We start from the raw sequence: 20,005 nt of genomic DNA on the forward strand, positions 1-20,005 counted from the left end.
CAACGGCACCTACAGCTATGACGGCCTCAACGGCACCTACAGCTATGACGGCCTGCCCAACGTGGTCCCGCCGGCAGGCGCGACGGAGACCTTCGTCTACACCATCATGGATGGCGACGGCGACCTGTCGACGACGACCCTCACCATCAACCTGTCGGACAGCGGCCTTGCCGCTTCCAACGACGACCTGACGGTCAACGAGGCGGCGCTGCCGATCGGCTCCAACCCGTCGAGCACCGCAGAGACCATTGCCGGCACCGTCGTCGACAATGTGTCGGGCGGCACCGGACCCTACACCTACACACTGCTGAGCAGCGCCACCGGCGTGCACGGCACGCTGACCTTCAATGCCAACGGCACCTACAGCTACACGCTGACCTCGCCGGTCGACGGCGTCGACGCCAACAACGGCGCCAACACCGTCAACAACGTCGAGACCTTCACCTACCAGGCCACCGACTCCAACGGCAACACCATCACCAACACCATCACCATCGACGTCACCGACGACGTGCCGACGGCGGTTGCCAACTCCGGCAACGTCAACGAAGGCGCTCTGCTGACCGTGACAGCCGCAGCCGGCGTGCTGGCCAACGACGTGGCCGGCGCCGATGGCTTTGCCCCAGGTGGCGGCGTGGTCGGCGCACGTGCTGCCGGTGCCGACACCACGACAGCAGTGCTAACCGGTGCGGGCACCGACATTTCCGGCCTGCACGGCACGCTGCATCTCAACGCCGACGGCTCCTACACCTACCAGTCGACGGCCCACAGCATCAACGCCAACACGACAGACGTGTTCGTCTACACCATCATGGATGGCGACGGCGACCTGTCGACGACGACCCTCACCATCAACCTGACCGACGTCAACGATGCGCCGGTTGTCGCCAACACGCAGAACTGGATGTCGAGCGATCCGGCGCAGCAGACGCTCAGCACGCCCAGCTATCCGAACGGATATCCGCTGCTGGTCTCTATCCCGACGGATGCGGACGGCGACAACCTCATCGTCACGGCGACAGGAACGATCCCGACCGGGACGTTCTACTTCAACGGTGTGACCTATGTCGCCCTGACAGCCGGCACCGTGCTCTACAATCCGTCCGGCGGCATCAACCTGCTGGACGACCTGGTCTACCGGCCGACCGTATCGCAAACCGACACGGTCAACAGCAACCTGGCGCTGGACGTCTATGACGGCCACGCCCACGTCGCGCAAACTGTCGGCATCCACGAAGTTCCGCCGACCAGCTTGCCCAGCGACACCGCGCAGGTGGGCAATGGCAAAAGCCCGCTTACGTCGGGAAATGATCAGATCACGACCCTGGAGCTATCCCAAGCCACGGTAAGCGCTATAACGGCCGACCCTCATGGCGCCACGCTTGTCATTTATACCGACTTTCAGGAGTCGCCCTTCGTAACACCTATCCCTGTTGGGGAGCGGAACCCGGGCGCCTTCGGAGATAGCAGCGCCGGGTCGCACCGCGAGCAGGAAGTTCAGGTCGAGATCGTAATTGGAACAAATCATTTCGCGGTCGTCGAGGATGATTTGACGGCAGGGACGTTCGAGCAGAGCTGGTTCTATGATCCGGCCACTGGTCTGATGAAGGCAACCGTCGACTATGACCACATCTTCCTGCTCGACGGCGCCGGAGTCGCAACGACGACGACACTAGCGACCTACCTGACTGCGCACGCGGCGTCAGTAGGCGACACATGGACACTTTCCTATTTCGATAATGATGGCGGCAATTACCAGGCCCGCGCTGTCAAATTCGAGTTCTTCTCTCATGATCCGGGCGACCCTGGGATTACTGTGAATGGAGATGCCACATTGGCCGACCAGATCTACGGCACTTCCGGTATCGACCATCTCAATGGCAATGGTGGCGGTGACGTCATCATAGGCAGGGGAGGCAATGATTTCCTCGGCGGCGGCGGCGGCAATGATTTCATAAGCGGCGGCGACGGCAACGACGTCATCATTGGCGGCACAGGCCAAGACACGGTCACCGGCGGAGCGGGCGCTGACACGTTCAAGCTAGACGGACTGGACATCAAGGATCTCATCGCTGACTACAGCGGCGTCGGCGGCCATGGCGACGTGATCGACCTGACATCCTTGTTCGACTCGGCTCCTGCGAATGTTGGCGACTTCGTGAACTATAATTCGGCGACGGGCACGCTCAGCGTCGACGCCAACGGCACCACCGGCGGCGCCAATTTCGTCGACGTCGCGACGCTGCAGAACCTGCCTGCGGCCAACACGATCACGCTGCTCTACGACGACGGCATAGCCCAGCACACGACGACGGCAAACGTGGTTTAACGGCATGGCGCGTGGCCACGCGATCATGTTAATACAACGCTAATATCGAGGGGAGTTCATCATGAAACGTTCTGCAAGACTGCTGCTGGTTTCCGCTGCGACGCTGTTGCTGGCAGTCGGGTCGACAGGTTATGCCGCCGACATCATCGAAGGACCGGTGGCCGACTATTGCCGCACGGTCGGCACGTCGAACCTGGTGCTGAACGACAACATCGTCGATCTCAAGTCCGAGGTGGTGAAGCTGATGGACGAGTCGGTGGCTGTCGCCAACAGCTCGGAATGGATCAACTCTTCGCGCCCCGCCTTCGTCTGGGCATCGGAAGCCAAGGTCGCCTGCGGCATGGCCTATGGCTATCTCAAGACGAACTACAAAGACGAAGACACGCTCAACAAGTGTGAATGCTTCCACGACCGCATGGTCGAGTACATGAACTGACCGGAAGGGATCTGGCCGTGCCGGTTGGCTGACCCGATGGTCGGCGGACGATCGACGAAGGCGATCGCTGCGGCGATCGCATTGACCGGTTTTGGCCAGCTTGCCACGCAAGCCCGCGCCAACTGGCTGGAACGACCTGGCCTGGAGAGATCAGCACCGTCCGGCTTGACGCGGCCGGTTCGCTGCAACGCCGCCCCGGAATGGACGCGCGAGACATTCAAGGCATTCGCGACATGCCAGGCATCGCTCTACGGCCTGGAGCCGTTGCTGGCGCACGCGGTGATGGAGATCGAGAGCGGTTTCGATCCCGATGTGCACGGCGCCGACGGCGAAGTCGGCTTGATGCAGGTGATGCCGGGAACGGCGCGAATGCTCGGCTTTCGCGGTTCGCTCGACGAGCTTGGTGCGCCGGCGACCAACATCGCGCTCGGCGTCAGATATCTGGCGCAGGCGAACAGCCTTGCCGCAGGCGATCTCTGCACCACCGTCATGAAGTATCGCGCCGGGCATGGTGAGACCCGGTTCTCCGAACTTTCGGTCCGCTACTGCCGGCGTGCGCGTGCGATCCTGGCGAGAGAAGGTGTCACTGTTGCCGGGCCGCTTCCGGTGGCGACGTTTGGCTTCTCCGCATTCTCGACAGCAGGAGATGATGGCGCCCCTGCCACGGCGAAGCGGATTTGCGTGCGCCGGCTGTTCGTGCCCGGGCCGCGATACATGAAATGCGCGGACTATCGAAGCGCCGGGCAAGCCAGAGTGATCAAGGCGCTCCGGGCAAGACTCTTCAACGGTTAGAGCAGTCCACCGTTTCGTGGAAACGGCGAACTGCTCTAACTCCTTGTTTTGACGCAATTCCCAAGGGAAAGCGCTACGCGCTTTTCCCGGGAAAACCGCTTCACACTTTTTCTGGAATTGCTCTAAACCATGGTCCGGCAATTACAAGGACGGCGAGACAAGTCTGCCGTAAGATGAATGGGATGAGACCGGGACAAACAACCGGCGGAGGGGAGGCATCATGGAAGCTGGCCGGCAGGGCCACAGTTCGTGGACATGGGCGATCGTCTTTGCGCTCGCGGGCATAATATCGGGCTGCCAGTCGAAAGGCAGCGTCTCGGATGCGCTCGATCCGGCGGCGATCGCCGCACCTGGAGCGCCGGCCGCCGGCGCCGCTGCCGGCCCGGCCCAAGCCACGCAGTCGCTCGGCACCGGATCGACGAAGGTCACGATGCTGCTGCCTTTGTCGGCCCCAGGTAACGTCGGCGAAAGCGGCAGAAAGATGCTCGATGCGACCAAGCTGGCGATGGCCGACCTTGGCAATGCACTGCTCACGGTCACGGTTGAGGACACCAAGGGCGACAGCGCGCACGCCAGCGAATTGGCGGTGAAGGCTATCACCACTGGAACCAAGATCGTCATCGGCCCGGTCGAGCTTGGGGCCGCTCAGCACATAGCCAAGCTGTCGGGATCGCAGCGGCCGCCAGTGCTGGCGCTGGCCGACAATTTCGCCGGTGGCCCGGGCGTCTATGCGGTGCGCCTCAGCGAGGCCGACAGCGCGGCCGCGGGCGCGGCCGGCCTGGCGGCCAAAGGCAGCAAGAAGTTCGTGCTGCTCGTCGCGGCCGGCGCGAATGCCAGCGCGGTTGAAAAGCGGGTCGCCAACAGCCTCAGCATCTATGGCGCGACGCTCGCCGTCACCCTTCCGTATTCGGCCGGTGACGGCGGCACAAAAGCGGTCAACGACATGGGCTCACTGGTCGATGCTCCCGATGCCATCGTCATCGCCAGCGGCGACGATAACCCGTCGCAGATCCTTGCGGCGCTCAAATCGAAAGGTATTCCTGGAAAAGCAGTCGCCGTCGTTGGAACCAACCGCTGGCTGGAACATCCGATCGAACCGCTGTTTGAAGGATCCTACATCGCCACGCTCGACCCTAGCGAAACCGGGCCAATCGCCGACCGCTTCAAGACGACCTACAATTATCCAGCCGACGCCAATGTCGCCTACGCCTATGATATGGTCGCCCTGACAGCGGGGATTGCAAGTGCGGTCGGCCCCAGCGGCTTCAACAAGCAGGTGCTCGAAAATCGGAGCGGATTTCGCGGATCGACCGGCTTGTTCCGGTTTCGGGCGGATGGCTCCAGTGAGCGATCCATGCCCTTTTATCAGGTTCAAAAAGGTGCGCTCAAACTGGTCGCCAAATCGACGTCGGGGTACTGAGGGGCAAGACTCCTTGGGATCTGCTTGAGTTGATGGGCTGGCTGAGGCGCAATCGTTTGGTGGTGTTGCTCGGAAGCCTGCTGCTTCTGACCGGGGTCTTGTTGATCGTCCGAGCCGCCGATCTGCTTTCCATCGATCGACCGGTACCAGCGCCACGCCAATCCATCGACGATGGCCAGCCAACGCGACCGGCTGCGACCGTCGCCAATACGCCATGGCGAGGACGGGCACGCAAAATTGCTCAGGACCTTATCGCGCCGCCACAACTTGATCCGGCACAAATCGAACGGGTAGAGCCGCGCCCGCCGCTCAGCGAGCTTGGCCAGGCAGCACCTGCAGGGCTGCAGATGCCAAAGGATTGGCCAGCGGTCCTGCTGTACCAACCAGTTGTCACCTCGTCGGCGACCTTCGAATCCATGGGACGCACGGTAGCCATCAGCGGGGTCCAGGGCATCGACCTGGACAAGGCTTGTTCGTTTCGCGACGTCGCCTGGCCTTGCGGCCAACGCGCTCGGGCGGCTTTCAATTCATGGCTGCGCGGTCGGGCGCTTAAATGCGTCGTGCCGCCGGAGATCGATCGTTTCGCCATTGCCGCACCGTGCAATTTGGGCAAACAGGATGTCGGTGCCTGGCTTGTCTCTAACGGCTGGGCGACGGCCTTGGCAAGTGGCATTTACGGCAAGGCGGAGGCAACGGCCAAGGGTGCCGAGATGGGCATATTCGGCCCGCCACAATAGCCGACAATTCGGTGTCGCTACCGTTGCCAGCGCAGCCTTGCATTGAAGGCCAGGTTTCGGCCGATGGTAGGCGATTGCGCCATTACTCAAATTGTATGTTTCCTCGAAACTGAATGTGCAGCACCATGGCCTATGGTAGTCGATCAGGCGGGAGATTGACTAATGATGACACCGATGGCGAATAGATCGCCCCAGCAATGGAAAGACGTCGCATGGCTGACCGCCTTGGGATCGGCGGGAATTTTGCTGCTTTCAGTTGGCCTCAACTATCTGCTTCTGTTCTCGGAAGCCTTGACGCCGTTCGGCCGCAGCATGGCCACAGCGATCCTGTTGCCGGTCATTATCGGTGGCCCGCTTTTCCTGTTCATTGGCTTGCAGCGGATCGAGCTCAGCCATTATCGAAGAGAACTCAACAAGTCCGCGACCTTTGACAGCCTGACAGGCTGCCTCAACCGGACAGTCTTCACGTCGATGGTCGACAGGAGAACAACCAGGCAGGAATCGTCCGGTCCAAGATCCGGCGCCTTCCTGGTCGTTCATCCCGAACACATCAGGTCCATCAATCTGCGCTTCGGGCTGGACTGGGGTGACGAAGCCTTGCGGCTCATAGCCGCGACCATCCAGTCATCGGTGCGCAAGGAAGATCTGGTGGGCCGCATCGGAACCTCCATGTTCGGGGTCTTTCTGCCCGGTGCGACGGAAGACGATGCCAAGGAAATTGGCGAGCGTATCCGGGCGCGCGTGGCGCAGGCCTATTTCGCTCCGAAAGGAACCGAGGATAACCTGACCATCAGCGTCGGCGGCGTGGTGTTTGAAAACGAACTGGAATTCGAAGAGATGTTCCGGTCGGCGGAATCGCTGTTATCCGGTGTCGAACACAAGCCTGGATTTCAATTGTCGCACCTGCGCCACTAACTCTGAAGCGCCGCCTATGTCCGGTCGACAATCGGCAGGGCGGTCCAACCGCCCAGGGCCTTGGCCAGCACGTTTGCCTCATCCGTACTGCCGTTCAATTCGCGATAGAGCCGGTCCGAGAAGAACCCGTTCTCGCCGCCTGCACGGCGATCGGCCGTATGGTTGGAAAGAACCGTCACCAGCTCCAACGATGGAGCGCCGGAAATCCCGTGTAGCAGCCACCTGCTACCACCGAGATGAATTTCAGCGCTACCTATTGTGAATGGCGGATCTAGCGATGGCAGTGTAGGGTTCGCTGCAAATAAGAATGACCCGTATCCTGGGCACTGCCAAGCCAACGAATCTGGGAGGATTCATGGTCGAGATCATCTCCAAGCGGGACGGCCCGCGGCGCGAGGATGTTCAGGTCAAGCGGCTGATCGAGCAGAACCGCTCGACCATCGTTCGCCTTGCCGACCAGATCAGCGGCGGTGGCTACACCGCCTCCAGGCAGCCGCGCCAGAAACCGAAGGCTGAAGGGCTGATCATCCATGTTGGCGGCAGCGCGGCGACGGCCGCCGAAGCGAGCCCGTCCATCCGCGTCACCATGAACGGCCGTGTGATCTCCAAGGATCAGAACACCGGCCGCCAACTTCATCATATCGGCGATGTCCGCACCCGGAATGGGGAGCAGATCTTCGTCCTGGCAACAAAGCAGAACGGCTTTTTCTCTCCGGTCGATGAAACCATCGCCGAGGCGCTTGCCAACCTGGACGGATCGCGGCTGACCGCGACTTATACCGAAGAACAGCTTGCCGCCGACATCGGTGCGAAACTCGGCATCGACTGACCGTCGGCATTCGGGCGTCGCTGTGGACGTCCAACCCGCGAAGCATACAGAAATGGCATACCCCAAAAGGTACTGTGATGACTGAATGAAACACGCGAGCGGCACCAATCGGATGAAAAGCGATGCGCTTCCGACGCGTGCGTCGATGGCCACCGGACAGCTGGCTCTGGACAACATCGACTATGATGAGCGCGCCACCATGCGCGCCTGGGAGAGTTTTCTTTCCGACGAGCCGACATCCGCTCGCGATCCGGTCCATGTTCGCTCGCTGATTCACGATTCCTGGTATCGCAGCGCGACTGGCGGCATCAATGCGCAGGGCATCGAAGCGCCGCTGAGCAGCGACCGAAACGAGATCGAGTATCTGACCCGTGCCAATGCCGAACTGCTATCGGCGGCGAGGCGGTCATTCGCCTCGCTTGGCCGGTTGCTGGACGGTACGGGAGCGATGCTGGTGCTTGCCGACGGCGACGGCGTGCTGATCGATGCCATCGGCGACAAGAAGACACTGCATGACGGCATGGATATTCATCTGGCCGTTGGCGGCAAATGGAACGAGGACGCCGTTGGAACCAACGGCATCGGCACGGCACTGTGGACCGGTGAGCCGATCTTCGTCCACGCCGCCGAACATTTCTGCGCCGGTATCAAATCCTGGACCTGTGCCGGCGCGCCGATTCGCGATCCGCTGGACGGCAAGATCATCGGCGTCGTCGATCTGTCAGGCTATTCGCCGATCTTCCGGCCGCACAACACGGCCCTCGTCGCCGCCACTGCCAGGCAAATCGAAAAGGCGCTGGCCGAGCAGCAGCAAGAGCAGCGCACCCGTCTGCTCGAAGCCTTCATTTCCTCGGCGCCCAGCTACCGCCGGAAGGACGGGCTGGTGATCGTCGACCATCGTGGCCGCGCGATCTTCTGCAACAACGTGCCCAACGGCGACGCGACGGAGATGATGGACGGCCCGATGGAACCGGGCCGTGGTCGTTGGCTCATGAACCTGCCGGTCTCGGGCTCCGACACCGATCTCGCCAACGCGCTGCCGCCGCATCTGCGATCCTGCCATGTCACGCCACTGAACCTCGACGGCGACCTTCGGGGCGCGGCTCTTGTGTTTCCCTCGACGCCAGCCGTCTCCAGCATCACGGTGACAAGCCGGGAGGGCAACAAACACCTGCGGGCAGCCGCGGCGATGATCGTCGGCGAAAGCGAAAAATTGCTGGCCGCTGTCGATGTCGCTTCCCGGGTGGCCGGCTCGAACGGGGTCACTTCGTTGCTGATAGAGGGCGAAACCGGCGTCGGAAAGGAGCTGTTTGCGCGACTGGTCCATGCCGGCAGCCGGCGCAGCGAAAACGATCCGTTCATCGCCATGAACTGTGGCGCAATCACCAAAGAGCTGTTCGGCAGCGAATTGTTCGGCCATGTGGGCGGCGCCTTTACCGGAGCTGCGCGTGACGGCAAGCCGGGCATCTTCGAACTGGCCAATGGCGGCGTGCTCAGTCTTGACGAGATCGGCGAGTTGCCGCTCGAAATCCAGCCATTCCTGTTGCGTGTCCTGGAGGAGCGCGTGGTCCACCGCATCGGCGACTCCAGGGGTCGGCCGGTAGACGTGCGACTGGTCGCCTCGACCAATCGCGACCTCAAGCAGGAGGTCGCGGCCGGACGCTTCCGCAGCGATCTCTACTACCGCATCGGTGCGGTCTCGATCCATGTCCCGCCCCTGCGAGACCGCGGTGACGACGTGCTGCTGCTGATCGAGCATTTCAACCGGCAGATCGCGAAGCTGGGAGGCAACGATCCGCTGGAGTTCTCAAACGAAGCTTCCGACGCGCTGCTGGCCTATCGCTGGCCGGGAAATGTGCGCGAACTGAAGAACCTGGTTGAGCGGCTGCATATAATGGCGCGCGGCGGCACGATCGAACTGCAAGACCTTCCCGGAGAAATCAGTGCGGGCAATCGCAACAGCATGGCCATGCACAGCGACCATCCCACGGCCATGCTCGAAGCACCGGTGTACTCTTTCGAGGATGCGGAACGCCAGGCGATCAAGAATGCGCTTGTCGCGGAGGCCGGCAATCTCAGCAAGGTTGCGCTGCGGCTCGGCATTTCGCGGCCGACACTCTATCGCAAGCTCGGCCAATACGGCATCCGGCGCGGTTTTATCTGATGCGCAGCACAAAAAGGAACCCATGGCATTTGCGCCATGGGGTTGGGGAGTTGTGGCCGATAAATCGGACTGGCGACCGGGCTTCGTTCGGAATCCGGTCCGGTTGTTTCAGGGCACGATGACGCCACGGCCGGTGAAACGCCGGTTCTTGAAATCGTCGAGCGCGGTGTTGATGCTGGCGAGGTTGTACTCGGTGTAGTGCATCTTCACCTTACCGTCGGCGTTGAGCTCCATCAGTTCGACAAGCTCGGTGAAATTGCCGACCAGGCTGCCGCCGATGTTGATCTCCTCGATGACGAGATGTGCGGTCGGCACGTTGATGTTGCCGCCATAGCCGACGACGAAGAGTTGCCCGCCCTTGCGCACCATCTTCCAGCAGATGTTCTCGACACCGAGCTCGCCGACAAAGTCGATCACCACATGGGCGCCGCCGCCGGTGATCTGGCTGACTTCCTCGATGACATTCGGCCCGCCGTCAAGAATGAAATCGGCGCCCAGATCCTTGGCCAGCACCCGTGCTGCCGGTTCTCGATCGACGGCGATGATACGGCAACCCGAGATCGCGTGCAGCGATTGCAGCGCGATGTGGCCGAGCCCGCCTATGCCGAGCAGCACGCAATAACTCCCCGGCCGCAGCAACTTGGCGGCGCGTTTGGCGGCGCGGTAGGCGGTGATGCCGGCATCGGCCAGCGGTGCCACCTCGATCGGCGTGATGTTGGCGTTGAGCTTGATCAGCGAGCGTTCGCTGGTGATGAAATACTCGGCGAAGCCGCCGTTCATGCCAAGGCCGGGGAATTGGCCGTTGTCGCAATACATGTCCTCGCCATGGCGGCAGTTGAGGCAGATGCCGCATGAGCGGAAGGGATGGCAGATCACCGCGTCACCGCGCTTGACCGACCTGACGCCGCTGCCGACCTCCTCGACCCAGCCGGCATTCTCGTGGCCCATGATGTAGGGCAACAGCGTTCCCTCGGGATCCATGGTCGGCTTCCACACGCCTTCAATAATGTGCAGGTCGGTGCGGCAGAGGCCTGCGGCACCCACTCGCACGATCACTTCGTCGGGCGCGGTGATCGTCGGCGCCTTGACCTCCTCGATCTTGAGCCGGACGTTCATCTTCGGATCGTATTCGTAGAGTCTGGCAGCTTTCATCGTCGTATCCTTTCAACGTCGAGACTGTCTGGATTGCTTCAGGCGCGGCCTAGTTTTTCAGAGCCGCCGCCACGCGCCGGCCCGGCCGTCGGATCCTCATCCTCGGCAAGATCGCCAATCAGCGTTTCGGTGGTCAGGATCAGCGTCGCCACCGAGGCTGCGTTGGCAAGCGCGGTGTAGGTAACGCGGACCGGATCGATGATCCCTGCCTCGAACATGTTCTGGTACGCGCCGGTCGACGCGTTGTAGCCGTAGCCGCCATTGATGCGGGTGACCTCGACCACCACCGCTTCCGGATCGGCACCGGCATTGGCGGCGATACGCCAGAGCGGCCGCGACAGCACCGAGCGCACCAGGCGCACGCCCTCGGCGACATCGCCGTCGACACCGGCCGCCACCTTGTCGAGCAGCGGCGCGATCTGGGCGAGCGCCGAACCGCCGCCGGCGACGACGCCCTCCTCGGACGCGGCACGCACCGCATTCAGCGAATCTTCTATCAGCTGGATGGTGCGTTTCTGCTCCACCGGCGTGACGCCGCCGGCATACAGGACCGCGGTGCCGCCGGAGAGCTTGGCCAGGCGTTCGCGCAGCTTGTCCTGATCGATGTTGGGCTGCGAGGCTTCGTACTGCCGTTGCACCTGCGCGCGACGCGAGGCGATTGCGGCATGGTCGCCGCCACCGCGAATGATCGAGGTGTAGGACGAACTGGTCTTCACCCGGTCGGCCGTACCGAGATCATCCGCCGTGATATCCTCGAGCTGGCCGCCGAGATCGCGCGCGATCACCTTGCCGCCGGTGATGATGGCCAGATCCTCCATCATCGCCTTGCGCCAATGGCCATATTCCGGCGGATGGACGACGAGGTATTTTCCAGGTCCTTGCTTGCCGAGCAGTGTCACCACCACTTCCGGCGACATCTCCTCGGACACGATCAGCAGCGGCCGGCCATCCTCGTCGGCGATGCGGCGAACCGCATCGAGCTGCCCGGGCTCCTTGATCTTGAGATCGGTCATCAGGATGTAAGGCCGTTCGAGCACAGCCTCCATCTTCTCCTGGTCGGTCACCATGTGATGCGAGAGATAGCCGCGTTCGAAGGACATGCCTTCGACGACATCGAGCGTGGTCTCGGTGGTGACGCTGAAGTCGGTGGTGATGACGCCTTCGGCGCCTACCCGCTGATGTGCCTCAGCCACCAGCGCGCCAAGCTTCGTGTTGGTCGCCGCGATGTTGGCGACCGACGCCAGGATGCCGTTGCCCTTGGCGGGCTTCGCCGAAGCCTTGAGCGCAGCCACCACCGCCGCCACGGCAAGGTCGATGCCCTTGCACAGGTCAACGGATTTCACCCCGCGCTCATTCGCCTCGACGCCACCCTGGATCAGAGCGTTGGCGAGCACGATGGCGGTCGTGGTGCCGTCGCCGGCGATCTCGTTAGTCTGCATCGAGACTTCGCGAACGACTTGCGCGCCCATGTTTTCGAAACGGTCGTGCAGCTCGATCTCGGAGGCGATGCTGACACCGTCACGGGTCACCATCGGTGTGCCGATCGGCCGGTCGATCATGGCGTTCATGCCTTTGGGGCCAAGTGTCGGCTCGACGGCGGCGGCGAGCCGGAAGACGCCGCGGGCGAGAGCACGGCGGGCGTCGGAATTGTGAAGCATTATCTTGGGCATGATTCCTCCTTCCGCCTTACGGGCGGGTTGTTGGTTGGGGGCCTCGTGCGAGGGAGGCCGTTGCTGTCAGTTCTGCTTCAGGCGGTCGGCGCGGTTCGCGCCGGCACGCGATCCAGAATGAAATCGACCAGCGTCGGTTCGCCGTCGATCACATCCAGTTCCTTGTATCTGCTCTGCTTGAGCCCCCGGCACAGCGCGCCGTTGAACTCCATGTTGATGCGCACACCGCGCAGTTCGGCGAGGTGGGCGCTGAGTGCGCCGTGCGGGATACGCTGCCCTTCCCAGGTCACGAAGACAGGATCATCCACCCGGCGATCGGGAAACCGCTCGAGCAGGGCCGCCCGGTATCGCGGCTTCTGTTTGGCTGCCTCGCCCGGTTCGAACCGCGCGACGTCATAGGCCGGCAGGTCCATCCCGAGGATTTCGCGATCGGTCAGGCCGTGCGCCTTGAGGCCGCGCAGGACCGCCTCCTGGCGACGCTTGAAGGCCTTCATCGCAAAGGTCTCGCGCAAGCCGCCGAGATCCTGATCCTCGGCAAGCACGGCGAAGATGTCGCCGAAGCTCTTGCCTTCCGCCATGCCGCGATTGACCTCGTCTGCGAACATGTGGTCATGCAGCTTGACGCGATAGGCCGGCGCCCAGGAGAGCTGGTCGAGCGCCTTGCGCACACCGTCCAGCATCAGGAAGGCGAAGTTGGGCGAGCACCAGTAGGTCGGCAGGCGGAAATCGATCTCCACGCCGCCATCGCCCTTCACTTGCGCCCGCTCGACGAAGCCCATTTCGGTGATGGGTTCGTCGAGTTCCGGATCGTTGACCTCACCAAGGCGCCGCCAGAGTTCCTTCTGGCAGTCGCCGGAAACATTGGCGGTTGCCATGGCTCCTACTCCGCCGCGATGCTGAAGGGCGAACCGGCAAGCGCCTTCTTCTTGGCTTCGACGTCGATGTTGTAGAGACGCGCGGCGTTGAGGCCGAGAATCTTCTCCTTGATCTCGTCGGTCAGTTGCACGCCGCGTTCGGCGGCTATGTCCTCCGGGATCTGGTAGGCCCAGAACTTCTCGACCAGCCAGCGCGGCGTCCAGATCGCATAGTCGGAACCGAACAGGATCTTCTCCGGCCCGAGCCAGAACAACAGCTCGGCAATGACCTCGCCGAAATAGCGCGGGCGCGCGTGGATGAAGGGCAGCGCCACCGCCAAGCCGCCATAGACATTGGTTTCCTGCGTCGCGATCCAGCAGAAATCGTCGAGACGCGGCAGGCCGCAATGCTCGACAATCCAATTGAGGTTTTGGAAATCCGTCGCAGCGTGGTCGACGTCATGAACGTCGAAGGCATCCTTGCTGAGCGGGATGATCGTCGGTCCCTTGTGAACGTGTATGTTCTTGATGCCGAGCTTGTCGCAGAGTTCGAAGCATTTGTAGGCATCGGGATCGGTGAGCTTCCAACCCTTGGAGGCGCCGTTCCATTCGGCCGTGTACATCTTCACGCCCTTGACGTTGTAGGTCTCCTTGAGGAAGTGGATGTATTCCAGCGCCTTCTCGCCGTCGCGCGGGTCGAAGGCACCGTTGACGATGAAACGCTCGGGATAGCGCTTGGCAACCTCGGCGTTGCGCTCGATCGTGTTGAAGCCGTTCTTGTAGAAATCCTTGAGGTAGGTCGACTGGACGATCGCCACATCGTCGGGCCCGTCGATGAACAGGTCGCGATAGAGATCGTCGGCGCTGTATTTCTCGAACTTGCTTTTCTCCCACAGCTGTTCCTTCGGGCTCAAGCCCGTGTGATAGGCATAGAAGCATTCGATGAACTGCTTGCCGTGGATGTTCTTCTGGTTTTCCGGGCTGCCGTCCCAGAAATGGGTGTGGCCGTCGACCACGAAAATGTCCTTGCCTTCCGGTGTTCTGTACATGGTTGCCTCCGCAGCAATCGCATTGATCGGTTCGGCGCGCCGCACCCGCGGCGCGCCAGTTTCCTTGGCGGCTATTCGATGTATTCGAACATCTCATCCATGTTGCCGAACAGGATCACGGTGTTGTCGTCGACGCGGACCATGCGGCCGTAATGCGTGGAGGTGTTGACCTCGAAGGTCTCGGCCGAAATCTCGCGGCCGAGATATTCGCCGATCGCGTCCATCTTGAAGATCAGCTTGCCGTCGCCGTCGATGCGGATCAGCGCCGGCTGGTAGGTGATGGTGACACCGGGCTTCTGGCCCATGAATTCGGCGATGGCGCGAGCCTCGACCGAGTCGTTCATGGTGACGCCGCACTGATGCGAGATCGTCTGCTCGAAGGTGATGTCCTTCATCGCCTTGAAGATGTTGGAATGCGTTGCGTCGCGTGCTGCTAGTGACATGACGATTTCTCCCTGTTTCAGCGCTTGAGGCCGAGTTCGCCGAGGATCTGGCCAATCCGTTCCTCGGATTTGGCGCGGACATCCACGAACGCGACCGGCTTGGAATGCGGCATCGACCAGATCGGCTGCAGGCCGGTGGCTGCCTTGTCGGCGAGCGCGCCGTGTTTCTTGACCCAGCCCTGGAAGAGCTTCCTGTTCGCCGCGCCGTACTTCTCGTCGTTGGCGAGCATGTGGATGAGGTCGATCGTGTTGGCGAGGTTGCGCTCGTAGTCGGCCTCGGCGGCCGAGATCACCGCCGGCGTGATGAAGTCGTGGTTGGCGGCGGCGATCTGCATCAGGAAGCCTGAGCGGAACACCTCGCCCACCAGCGGCTCGAAGACGATGTTGATGGCGAAATACTGCTCGAGATAATCGGTCGCGCCCATGATGGTTTCGACCGCTTCGCGCGTGCCTTGCCAGTTCTTGTCGTCGAGCCAGGCCTTCTTGCCGAGCTCATCGTCCCAGTCGGGAAGGTCCATGCCGATCTCGGCAAGGTAAAGCGTGATGTCCTGGGCAAGCCTGAGCTTGTAGGAAGAGTTGGTCAGCGTCGCGTTGTTGATCATCTGGGTGTAGCCGTAACGCTGCGCCTGCATCAGCGAGGTGCCGAGCCCGAATTCGGCATGTTTCCAGGCGCCGAGCTGCGTCTGCAGGATCTTGACCCAGGCCTTGTCGAAGGTTTTTGGCGCGCCCGACTTGCGGGCATTGTTGATGACGCTCTGCACCATCGTCTCGATCTTCGACTGGCGCTGGTAATGCGTGCGCTCCCATTCCTGGTCGGGGGCGCGGAAGGCATGCCAGTTGGAGCTCTGGGCGGCGGTGTTCTGCTTGACGTAGGCGCCCTTGCCGTCGGCGAAGGAGATGATCCAGTTCTGGATCAGGTAGCGTTCCGGATCGGGCTGCACGTCGACCGTCATGTCCTCATAGTGGGTGGCACGCTGACCTTTCGGCTCGAAATACCTGTATTTCCGGCTGTCGGAGTCGGCGAAGATCGCAGCACCGGCGGCTCCGGATCCGACTGAACTCGAGGTTGCAGGCATAGTCTCTCTCCCTTGTTGCAGTTGTGGTGGCTTGCGCGTTGCCGCCCTCAATGGGCCGGCGTTACACCCGCCGATGTGGTGAACTTGTCGAAGAAGATCCGCTCCGTTTCGAAGCCGTTCATGAACAGCACCGGCTGTAGCGCATCGATCATCGGCGGCGGGCCACAGGCATGGACATCCCCCTGCCCGTCGACCGCGAGTTGCTTGAGGATGGCGTCGACGCTCTGGTGAACGAAGCCGCGTTCGCCCTGCCATTCGGCGTCGTCATTGGCGTGCGACAGCACGGGAATGAAGGTGACGTCGGAATGATTGCCGACCAGCTCGGCGATCCTGTCGAGGTAGAACAGGTCGTTGCGGGTCCGGGCGCCGTAGAAGAAATACACCGGACGTTTCTCACCGCTCTTCAGGTGGTCGTTGAGGATCGACCAGATCGGCGACATGCCCGATCCGGCGCCGACCAGGATCAGGGGTCCTTGCCGCTCGTCGCGGCGGAAACAGGTTCCGTACGGTCCGACGACTGTGACTTCGGCTCCGGCCCTGATGCCTCCGGAATCGAGTTCTCCCGAGAACTTTCCTTCGAGAACGAGCGCGTAATCGTCTCCCCTTTTTGCGTGGTAACCGTGATGTCGACATATTGCCCCGCCCAAAACTTCATCGGCGAGCCGAGTTCGATCTCGATGCCGCGAATGTCGTGGGTCAGGTGCTCGATGCGAGCAATCCGGCCCTTGTAGGTTTTCACGGCGATCGCTTTCGCCAGAATCTCCTCGTCGTAGTTGAGGAGCTCGACTTCCAGGTCGGAGTAGGCGATGCAACGGCACAACAGGACGTGGCCGCTTTCCTTCTCCATGTCGTTCAGTGCGAAGGTCGAGTATTTCAGCATGTCGACTTCGCCTTCGAGCAACACGCTCTTGCAGGCCGAGCATTGCCCCTCTTTGCAGCCGTGCGGCAGGGCGATGCCCTGGCGAAATGCGGCGTTGAGCACCGTTTCGCCGTTCTCGACCTCGAATTCGACGCCGACCGGACTGAGCCTGACCGTGTGGGTTTCCGACATACGGACCTCCAGTGAAAGGAAGGGGCGGGACGAACCCGCCCCCTTGGCCTGATCAGTTGCAGGGATTGATCGTGAAGCCGGCCCGGTACTCCGCCAGGTGCTTCTCACGGTCCGCGGGCGACATGGCACGCAGCGCGTTGAGCGGCGATCCGAGCGTGTTGCCGCGCACATCGTCGAGCGTCCACATCTCCTTGTCGTCGAAGCGTAGATGCGGCTGCGGAACCAGTGTCTTGCCGTCGGAACGGACGAAGTTCAGGTCCTTGATGGCATCGGCCAGGTCCCAACCGTCATAAAGCGTCTCCCACTCGCGCTTGCCGCTGAAGCGGCCCATCGCAGGCGTCGGGCGGCCCTCATACTCATAGTTGAAGGCGACCATCGTGGTCCAGCGGTCGAGCTCATGGGCGAAGGTGTAGAGTTCGCCGTTGATCTCGCCGACCACCATGTCCTCGCGGATCAGGCAGGGAACGAGGCACGACCAGCAGCGGTGCGGATAGACGTAGCCGACGTCGCTGTTGAACAGCAGCACCTTCTCGCCCTTGTGGCTGAGCTTGGCGTACCATTTCCAGAACTCGCCGAACTCGGCGTACCAGCCCGGATATTTGTGCTCGAACCACTCGAAGTCCTTGTCGGTCTGGGCTTCGATGCGCCAGAAATTAACCGGCCAGCCAACCGCGAAGAACTGCCCGACCTTGTGGACGTAATTCTTCTTGGTGATGCGTTCCCAGGCTGCCTGGACGTCGTCGTGATGGACCTTGATGCCGTATTTCTCGAGCGGCAGCATGTAGGTGCGGTAGTAGTCCTCATAGATCCAGCGGTGCCACATTTCCGCGTAGGACTCCTTGTTCTTGTCGCGGTTGGTGGTGCCGTATTCGATGAAGGTGCCGATGGCCGCATCGACGATGGCGTGGTTCTGCCAGAAGGCGTAGCGCAGGTCGCGCTCGAGCAAGAGATGGTTCTCCGGCTCCTTGAGCGCCGCCATCAGCAGCGAGTGGCCGTTGCCGATATGCCGGCTTTCGTCGGATTGCACCGACAGGAAGACGGTCGGCAGCGCGTAGTCGCCGTTACGGGCGGCTTCCGAAGGCATGGCGACGAACAGTGTGTTGGTGAACGCGGTCTCGGCGACGACGGTCAGGTACATGCAGGCGGCGGTCATCGTGTCGCCGGTGATGAAACCTTCCGCGAACTGCCGGCCGATGGTGGTGGCGTAGCATTTTCCGAAGGCTTCCTCGGTGATGTCGAAGCCGGCCGGATCGATGTAGTTCTCCATGTACCATTTTTTCAGATTCATCTGGATCGTCGAGTGGCGGAACTCGTCGATCATCTGCATCGTGAAGCCGGTCCGCAGTTCCTCGCCGGGCGCGATGCGGGCGACCATCGCCATCGAGCGGGCAGCCGAGATTTCCGGGAAGGGAATGATGGCCAGGAAGAGCTTCATCCACTCGACCCAGCGCGGCTCGACGTTGCGGAACATATCGCCGCGCAATGCCGCATCGAGTGCGCCGTAGACACGGTTGTCCTTCTCTTCCTGCATCGGGAAGTAGGACCGCAAAACCTGTTTCATCGGGTCGCGCGGCGTCTTGTTGATCTTGTAGTCGGTCGGAAACGTCATTGCTTCCTGGACGTAGGAAGGATTCCAGCCGAGATCGGCGATCTTCTTGGTCGCCTCGCCGACGGAGATTCCGCGTTGCGAGGTAATCTTGTTGAGCGTCAGAGACGTCATGGTCATAAGCCTCCACCAGGTTTGAGCCGCAGATCCCTTGACCCCGGCATGAAGCGGCAAAGCACCGCCAGTGAGAGTGCGAGCGGCATGACAATGCGTTGCGCGTCGAGGCGCGACCCGGGTCCGGCCGTTCAAGTGGATCGGGGCAAAGGTTTCGAGGCGTCTGGCAGGGATCCGCGGCGCGCCAACCGCATGTGCGATGGGCGTATCGAAGCGGTTCTGCTTCCTCCGTTCCTTCGTTCTTTTGGCACCGCGTCAGGCGCGATGGGCTTCTTATGGAAATGAACAAAGCAAGCGCCGTGCCAGTTTTAAAATAGCACTCACGTCTGGCATTCAAAACAAGATCGTTGCCTTTTCGGCAGGCGATCCGGCGCCCAACTGTAACGTTCTTTTACAGTTGTAACTTACGCCTGTAATATTTAACATATATTCGCAAACGCAGCATATCTAGTTAGCATCTGCAGCAAACAATGAAATCCATATTATCTGTTTGAGTCTTCGTCTTTCCAGACTATTTGAAAAGCGACGACCCATGGGCCGACCTGGCGCTGGAGAAAGACCATGCCGAACGACAAGGACGCAAGCGAGCCGACCGGACCAATGTCCAGCCATGCCGATGGCGTCGCTGGCGATCTCGTCAAGCTGATGCCCCGCGATCTGGTCTTCGTCATGCGCTTCATGGGTGAGAGCCAGCACCGCCTGCAGAGCCATTTCCAGGACTTCATCCGGGCCGAGCTCGCCGCCGGCGGCGTCACCACGGAGACGCATCCGATGATCCATCTGTTCATCGAAAGCCATGCCATCCTGCTGCGCGACTTCGTGTTTTCCGGCGTTTCGCTGACGCGTCAGTTCCGTGTCGATGAGATCGAGCGGCTGACCGGCGATTCGACATCGATGATCCGTGTCGACATCTGGGATCAACTCAAAAGTCACATCGAAACAGCCGAAAAACAGTTCCAGTCGCAGGCCGGCACATTGCCCAAATTGCTGTCGGCTTTTGAAAAATCGCCCGGGCCTTCGGGGAGCGAAAAATGACCAAAGGATCCGAAACGGCCAGGCGTGACGCGCTGCTTGCTCGCCGGCTCGATCTCGTCGCCAGCGTCTCTGCCCTCACGGCGGAAGCACTGCGGCTCAACCAGAAACGCGCCGGTATCGAAATGGACGTGCTGCGGCTGGAGCTGGAAATCGGCAGGAGCGGCGCCAATGCGCAACTGGTGCGGGACTTGCATGAGGCTGAGCAGAGCGCGACGGCAATCGTGCAGGCATGCGCGGCTTGCGAAGATCGCATCGTCGCGGCCGAAGGTGACATCGAGGAGCTTGATCGCCGGCTTGCCGCAACGGCGAACAAGAACTGACGGGAGAGAGAAC

At 61.6% G+C, this 20,005-nt stretch carries 18 protein-coding genes and 1 pseudogene; 10 read left to right on the plus strand and 9 right to left on the minus strand.

All coding sequences use genetic code 11. The annotated features are described in order from the left end of the window. The 6 genes from AC1D1N_RS29460 to AC1D1N_RS29485 all read left to right on the plus strand — a co-directional run. Window positions 1–2,329, plus strand: a 2,329-nt coding sequence (locus AC1D1N_RS29460) for a beta strand repeat-containing protein (RefSeq protein ID WP_477352747.1), incomplete at its 5' end; no start/stop codon positions are given. Window positions 2,330–2,390: 61 nt separating this feature from the next. Beyond that, window positions 2,391–2,765 (plus strand): hypothetical protein, encoded by a 375-nt coding sequence (locus AC1D1N_RS29465; RefSeq protein ID WP_477352749.1) that lies wholly within the window; start codon window positions 2,391–2,393, stop codon window positions 2,763–2,765. A gap of 36 nt (window positions 2,766–2,801) precedes the next feature. Beyond that, entirely contained in the window at window positions 2,802–3,557 is a 756-nt protein-coding gene (locus tag AC1D1N_RS29470; RefSeq protein ID WP_477352751.1) for a lytic transglycosylase domain-containing protein, read from the plus strand. 220 nt (window positions 3,558–3,777) lie between these two features. Next, window positions 3,778–4,977, plus strand: coding sequence for a type 1 periplasmic-binding domain-containing protein (locus AC1D1N_RS29475; RefSeq protein WP_477352753.1), 1,200 nt, complete (start codon window positions 3,778–3,780; stop codon window positions 4,975–4,977). A 32-nt stretch (window positions 4,978–5,009) separates the two neighbouring features. After that, a complete protein-coding gene (locus AC1D1N_RS29480; RefSeq protein WP_477352842.1) occupies window positions 5,010–5,714 on the plus strand; it encodes a thermonuclease family protein in 705 nt (234 codons plus the stop codon). Between the two features lie 162 nt (window positions 5,715–5,876). Then, entirely contained in the window at window positions 5,877–6,629 is a 753-nt protein-coding gene (locus AC1D1N_RS29485; RefSeq protein ID WP_477352755.1) for a GGDEF domain-containing protein, read from the plus strand. 14 nt (window positions 6,630–6,643) lie between these two features. Here the strand turns inward: AC1D1N_RS29485 and AC1D1N_RS29490 are convergent, their stop codons facing one another. Further along, entirely contained in the window at window positions 6,644–6,817 is a 174-nt protein-coding gene (locus AC1D1N_RS29490; RefSeq protein ID WP_477352757.1) for a hypothetical protein, read from the minus strand. A gap of 119 nt (window positions 6,818–6,936) precedes the next feature. Between AC1D1N_RS29490 and AC1D1N_RS29495 the strand changes: the two genes are divergently transcribed. After that, window positions 6,937–7,458: a hypothetical protein gene (locus AC1D1N_RS29495; RefSeq protein WP_477352759.1), complete on the plus strand. Its 522-nt coding sequence runs from the start codon at window positions 6,937–6,939 to the stop codon at window positions 7,456–7,458. Between the two features lie 85 nt (window positions 7,459–7,543). Continuing rightward, the gene (locus AC1D1N_RS29500) at window positions 7,544–9,622 is read left to right on the plus strand and encodes a sigma-54-dependent Fis family transcriptional regulator (protein WP_477352761.1); all 2,079 of its coding nucleotides are present in this window, start codon (window positions 7,544–7,546) and stop codon (window positions 9,620–9,622) included. A 108-nt stretch (window positions 9,623–9,730) separates the two neighbouring features. Here the strand turns inward: AC1D1N_RS29500 and AC1D1N_RS29505 are convergent, their stop codons facing one another. The 8 genes and pseudogenes from AC1D1N_RS29505 to AC1D1N_RS29540 all read right to left on the minus strand — a co-directional run bounded on the left by AC1D1N_RS29505 (window position 9,731) and on the right by AC1D1N_RS29540 (window position 18,643). Then, entirely contained in the window at window positions 9,731–10,774 is a 1,044-nt protein-coding gene (locus tag AC1D1N_RS29505; protein WP_112566229.1) for an NAD(P)-dependent alcohol dehydrogenase, read from the minus strand. Between the two features lie 38 nt (window positions 10,775–10,812). After that, window positions 10,813–12,444 (minus strand): chaperonin GroEL, encoded by a 1,632-nt coding sequence (groEL, locus tag AC1D1N_RS29510; protein ID WP_477352763.1) that lies wholly within the window; start codon window positions 12,442–12,444, stop codon window positions 10,813–10,815. 77 nt (window positions 12,445–12,521) lie between these two features. Next, window positions 12,522–13,319, minus strand: a complete 798-nt coding sequence (locus AC1D1N_RS29515) for an iron-sulfur cluster assembly protein (RefSeq protein ID WP_436258626.1) — start codon at window positions 13,317–13,319, stop codon at window positions 12,522–12,524. 5 nt (window positions 13,320–13,324) lie between these two features. Further along, window positions 13,325–14,347: an amidohydrolase family protein gene (locus tag AC1D1N_RS29520; RefSeq protein ID WP_192259852.1), complete on the minus strand. Its 1,023-nt coding sequence runs from the start codon at window positions 14,345–14,347 to the stop codon at window positions 13,325–13,327. 71 nt (window positions 14,348–14,418) lie between these two features. Beyond that, entirely contained in the window at window positions 14,419–14,790 is a 372-nt protein-coding gene (locus tag AC1D1N_RS29525) for an MmoB/DmpM family protein (RefSeq protein WP_096455128.1), read from the minus strand. A gap of 17 nt (window positions 14,791–14,807) precedes the next feature. Continuing rightward, window positions 14,808–15,866, minus strand: a complete 1,059-nt coding sequence (locus AC1D1N_RS29530; protein ID WP_112566239.1) for an aromatic/alkene monooxygenase hydroxylase subunit beta — start codon at window positions 15,864–15,866, stop codon at window positions 14,808–14,810. Window positions 15,867–15,913: 47 nt separating this feature from the next. Further along, window positions 15,914–16,917: pseudogene (locus AC1D1N_RS29535) on the minus strand (2Fe-2S iron-sulfur cluster-binding protein). 52 nt (window positions 16,918–16,969) lie between these two features. Beyond that, window positions 16,970–18,643 carry an aromatic/alkene/methane monooxygenase hydroxylase/oxygenase subunit alpha gene (locus AC1D1N_RS29540; RefSeq protein ID WP_477352766.1) on the minus strand — a complete coding sequence of 558 codons (1,674 nt, stop codon included), beginning with the start codon at window positions 18,641–18,643 and terminating at the stop codon, window positions 16,970–16,972. A gap of 555 nt (window positions 18,644–19,198) precedes the next feature. Here AC1D1N_RS29540 and AC1D1N_RS29545 point away from each other — a divergent pair. Together AC1D1N_RS29545 and AC1D1N_RS29550 are read left to right on the plus strand one after the other, a co-directional pair. After that, on the plus strand, window positions 19,199–19,672 hold the full coding sequence (locus AC1D1N_RS29545; RefSeq protein ID WP_477352768.1) for a hypothetical protein: 474 nt from the start codon (window positions 19,199–19,201) through the stop codon (window positions 19,670–19,672). Next, on the plus strand, window positions 19,669–19,992 hold the full coding sequence (locus AC1D1N_RS29550) for a hypothetical protein (protein WP_112566251.1): 324 nt from the start codon (window positions 19,669–19,671) through the stop codon (window positions 19,990–19,992). The genes AC1D1N_RS29545 and AC1D1N_RS29550 overlap by 4 nt, the downstream gene beginning before the upstream one ends. The last annotated feature ends 13 nt before the right edge of the window (window positions 19,993–20,005 follow it).

This window comes from Mesorhizobium sp. P2_B5, from assembly GCF_056404775.1.

Bases quoted from the DNA above. Each gene is read 5' to 3' on its own strand.
- AC1D1N_RS29465 (WP_477352749.1), top strand. From the start codon at position 2,391: ATGAAACGTTCTGCAAGACTGCTGCTGGTTTCCGCTGCGACGCTGTTG.
- AC1D1N_RS29470 (WP_477352751.1), top strand. From the start codon at position 2,802: ATGGTCGGCGGACGATCGACGAAGGCGATCGCTGCGGCGATCGCATTG.
- AC1D1N_RS29475 (WP_477352753.1), top strand. From the start codon at position 3,778: ATGGAAGCTGGCCGGCAGGGCCACAGTTCGTGGACATGGGCGATCGTC.
- AC1D1N_RS29480 (WP_477352842.1), top strand. From the start codon at position 5,010: ATGGGCTGGCTGAGGCGCAATCGTTTGGTGGTGTTGCTCGGAAGCCTG.
- AC1D1N_RS29485 (WP_477352755.1), top strand. From the start codon at position 5,877: ATGATGACACCGATGGCGAATAGATCGCCCCAGCAATGGAAAGACGTC.
- AC1D1N_RS29495 (WP_477352759.1), top strand. From the start codon at position 6,937: ATGACCCGTATCCTGGGCACTGCCAAGCCAACGAATCTGGGAGGATTC.
- AC1D1N_RS29500 (WP_477352761.1), top strand. From the start codon at position 7,544: ATGAAACACGCGAGCGGCACCAATCGGATGAAAAGCGATGCGCTTCCG.
- AC1D1N_RS29505 (WP_112566229.1), bottom strand. From the start codon at position 10,774: ATGAAAGCTGCCAGACTCTACGAATACGATCCGAAGATGAACGTCCGG.
- groEL (WP_477352763.1), bottom strand. From the start codon at position 12,444: ATGCCCAAGATAATGCTTCACAATTCCGACGCCCGCCGTGCTCTCGCC.
- AC1D1N_RS29515 (WP_436258626.1), bottom strand. From the start codon at position 13,319: ATGGCAACCGCCAATGTTTCCGGCGACTGCCAGAAGGAACTCTGGCGG.
- AC1D1N_RS29520 (WP_192259852.1), bottom strand. From the start codon at position 14,347: ATGTACAGAACACCGGAAGGCAAGGACATTTTCGTGGTCGACGGCCAC.
- AC1D1N_RS29525 (WP_096455128.1), bottom strand. From the start codon at position 14,790: ATGTCACTAGCAGCACGCGACGCAACGCATTCCAACATCTTCAAGGCG.
- AC1D1N_RS29530 (WP_112566239.1), bottom strand. From the start codon at position 15,866: ATGCCTGCAACCTCGAGTTCAGTCGGATCCGGAGCCGCCGGTGCTGCG.
- AC1D1N_RS29540 (WP_477352766.1), bottom strand. From the start codon at position 18,643: ATGACCATGACGTCTCTGACGCTCAACAAGATTACCTCGCAACGCGGA.
- AC1D1N_RS29545 (WP_477352768.1), top strand. From the start codon at position 19,199: ATGCCGAACGACAAGGACGCAAGCGAGCCGACCGGACCAATGTCCAGC.
- AC1D1N_RS29550 (WP_112566251.1), top strand. From the start codon at position 19,669: ATGACCAAAGGATCCGAAACGGCCAGGCGTGACGCGCTGCTTGCTCGC.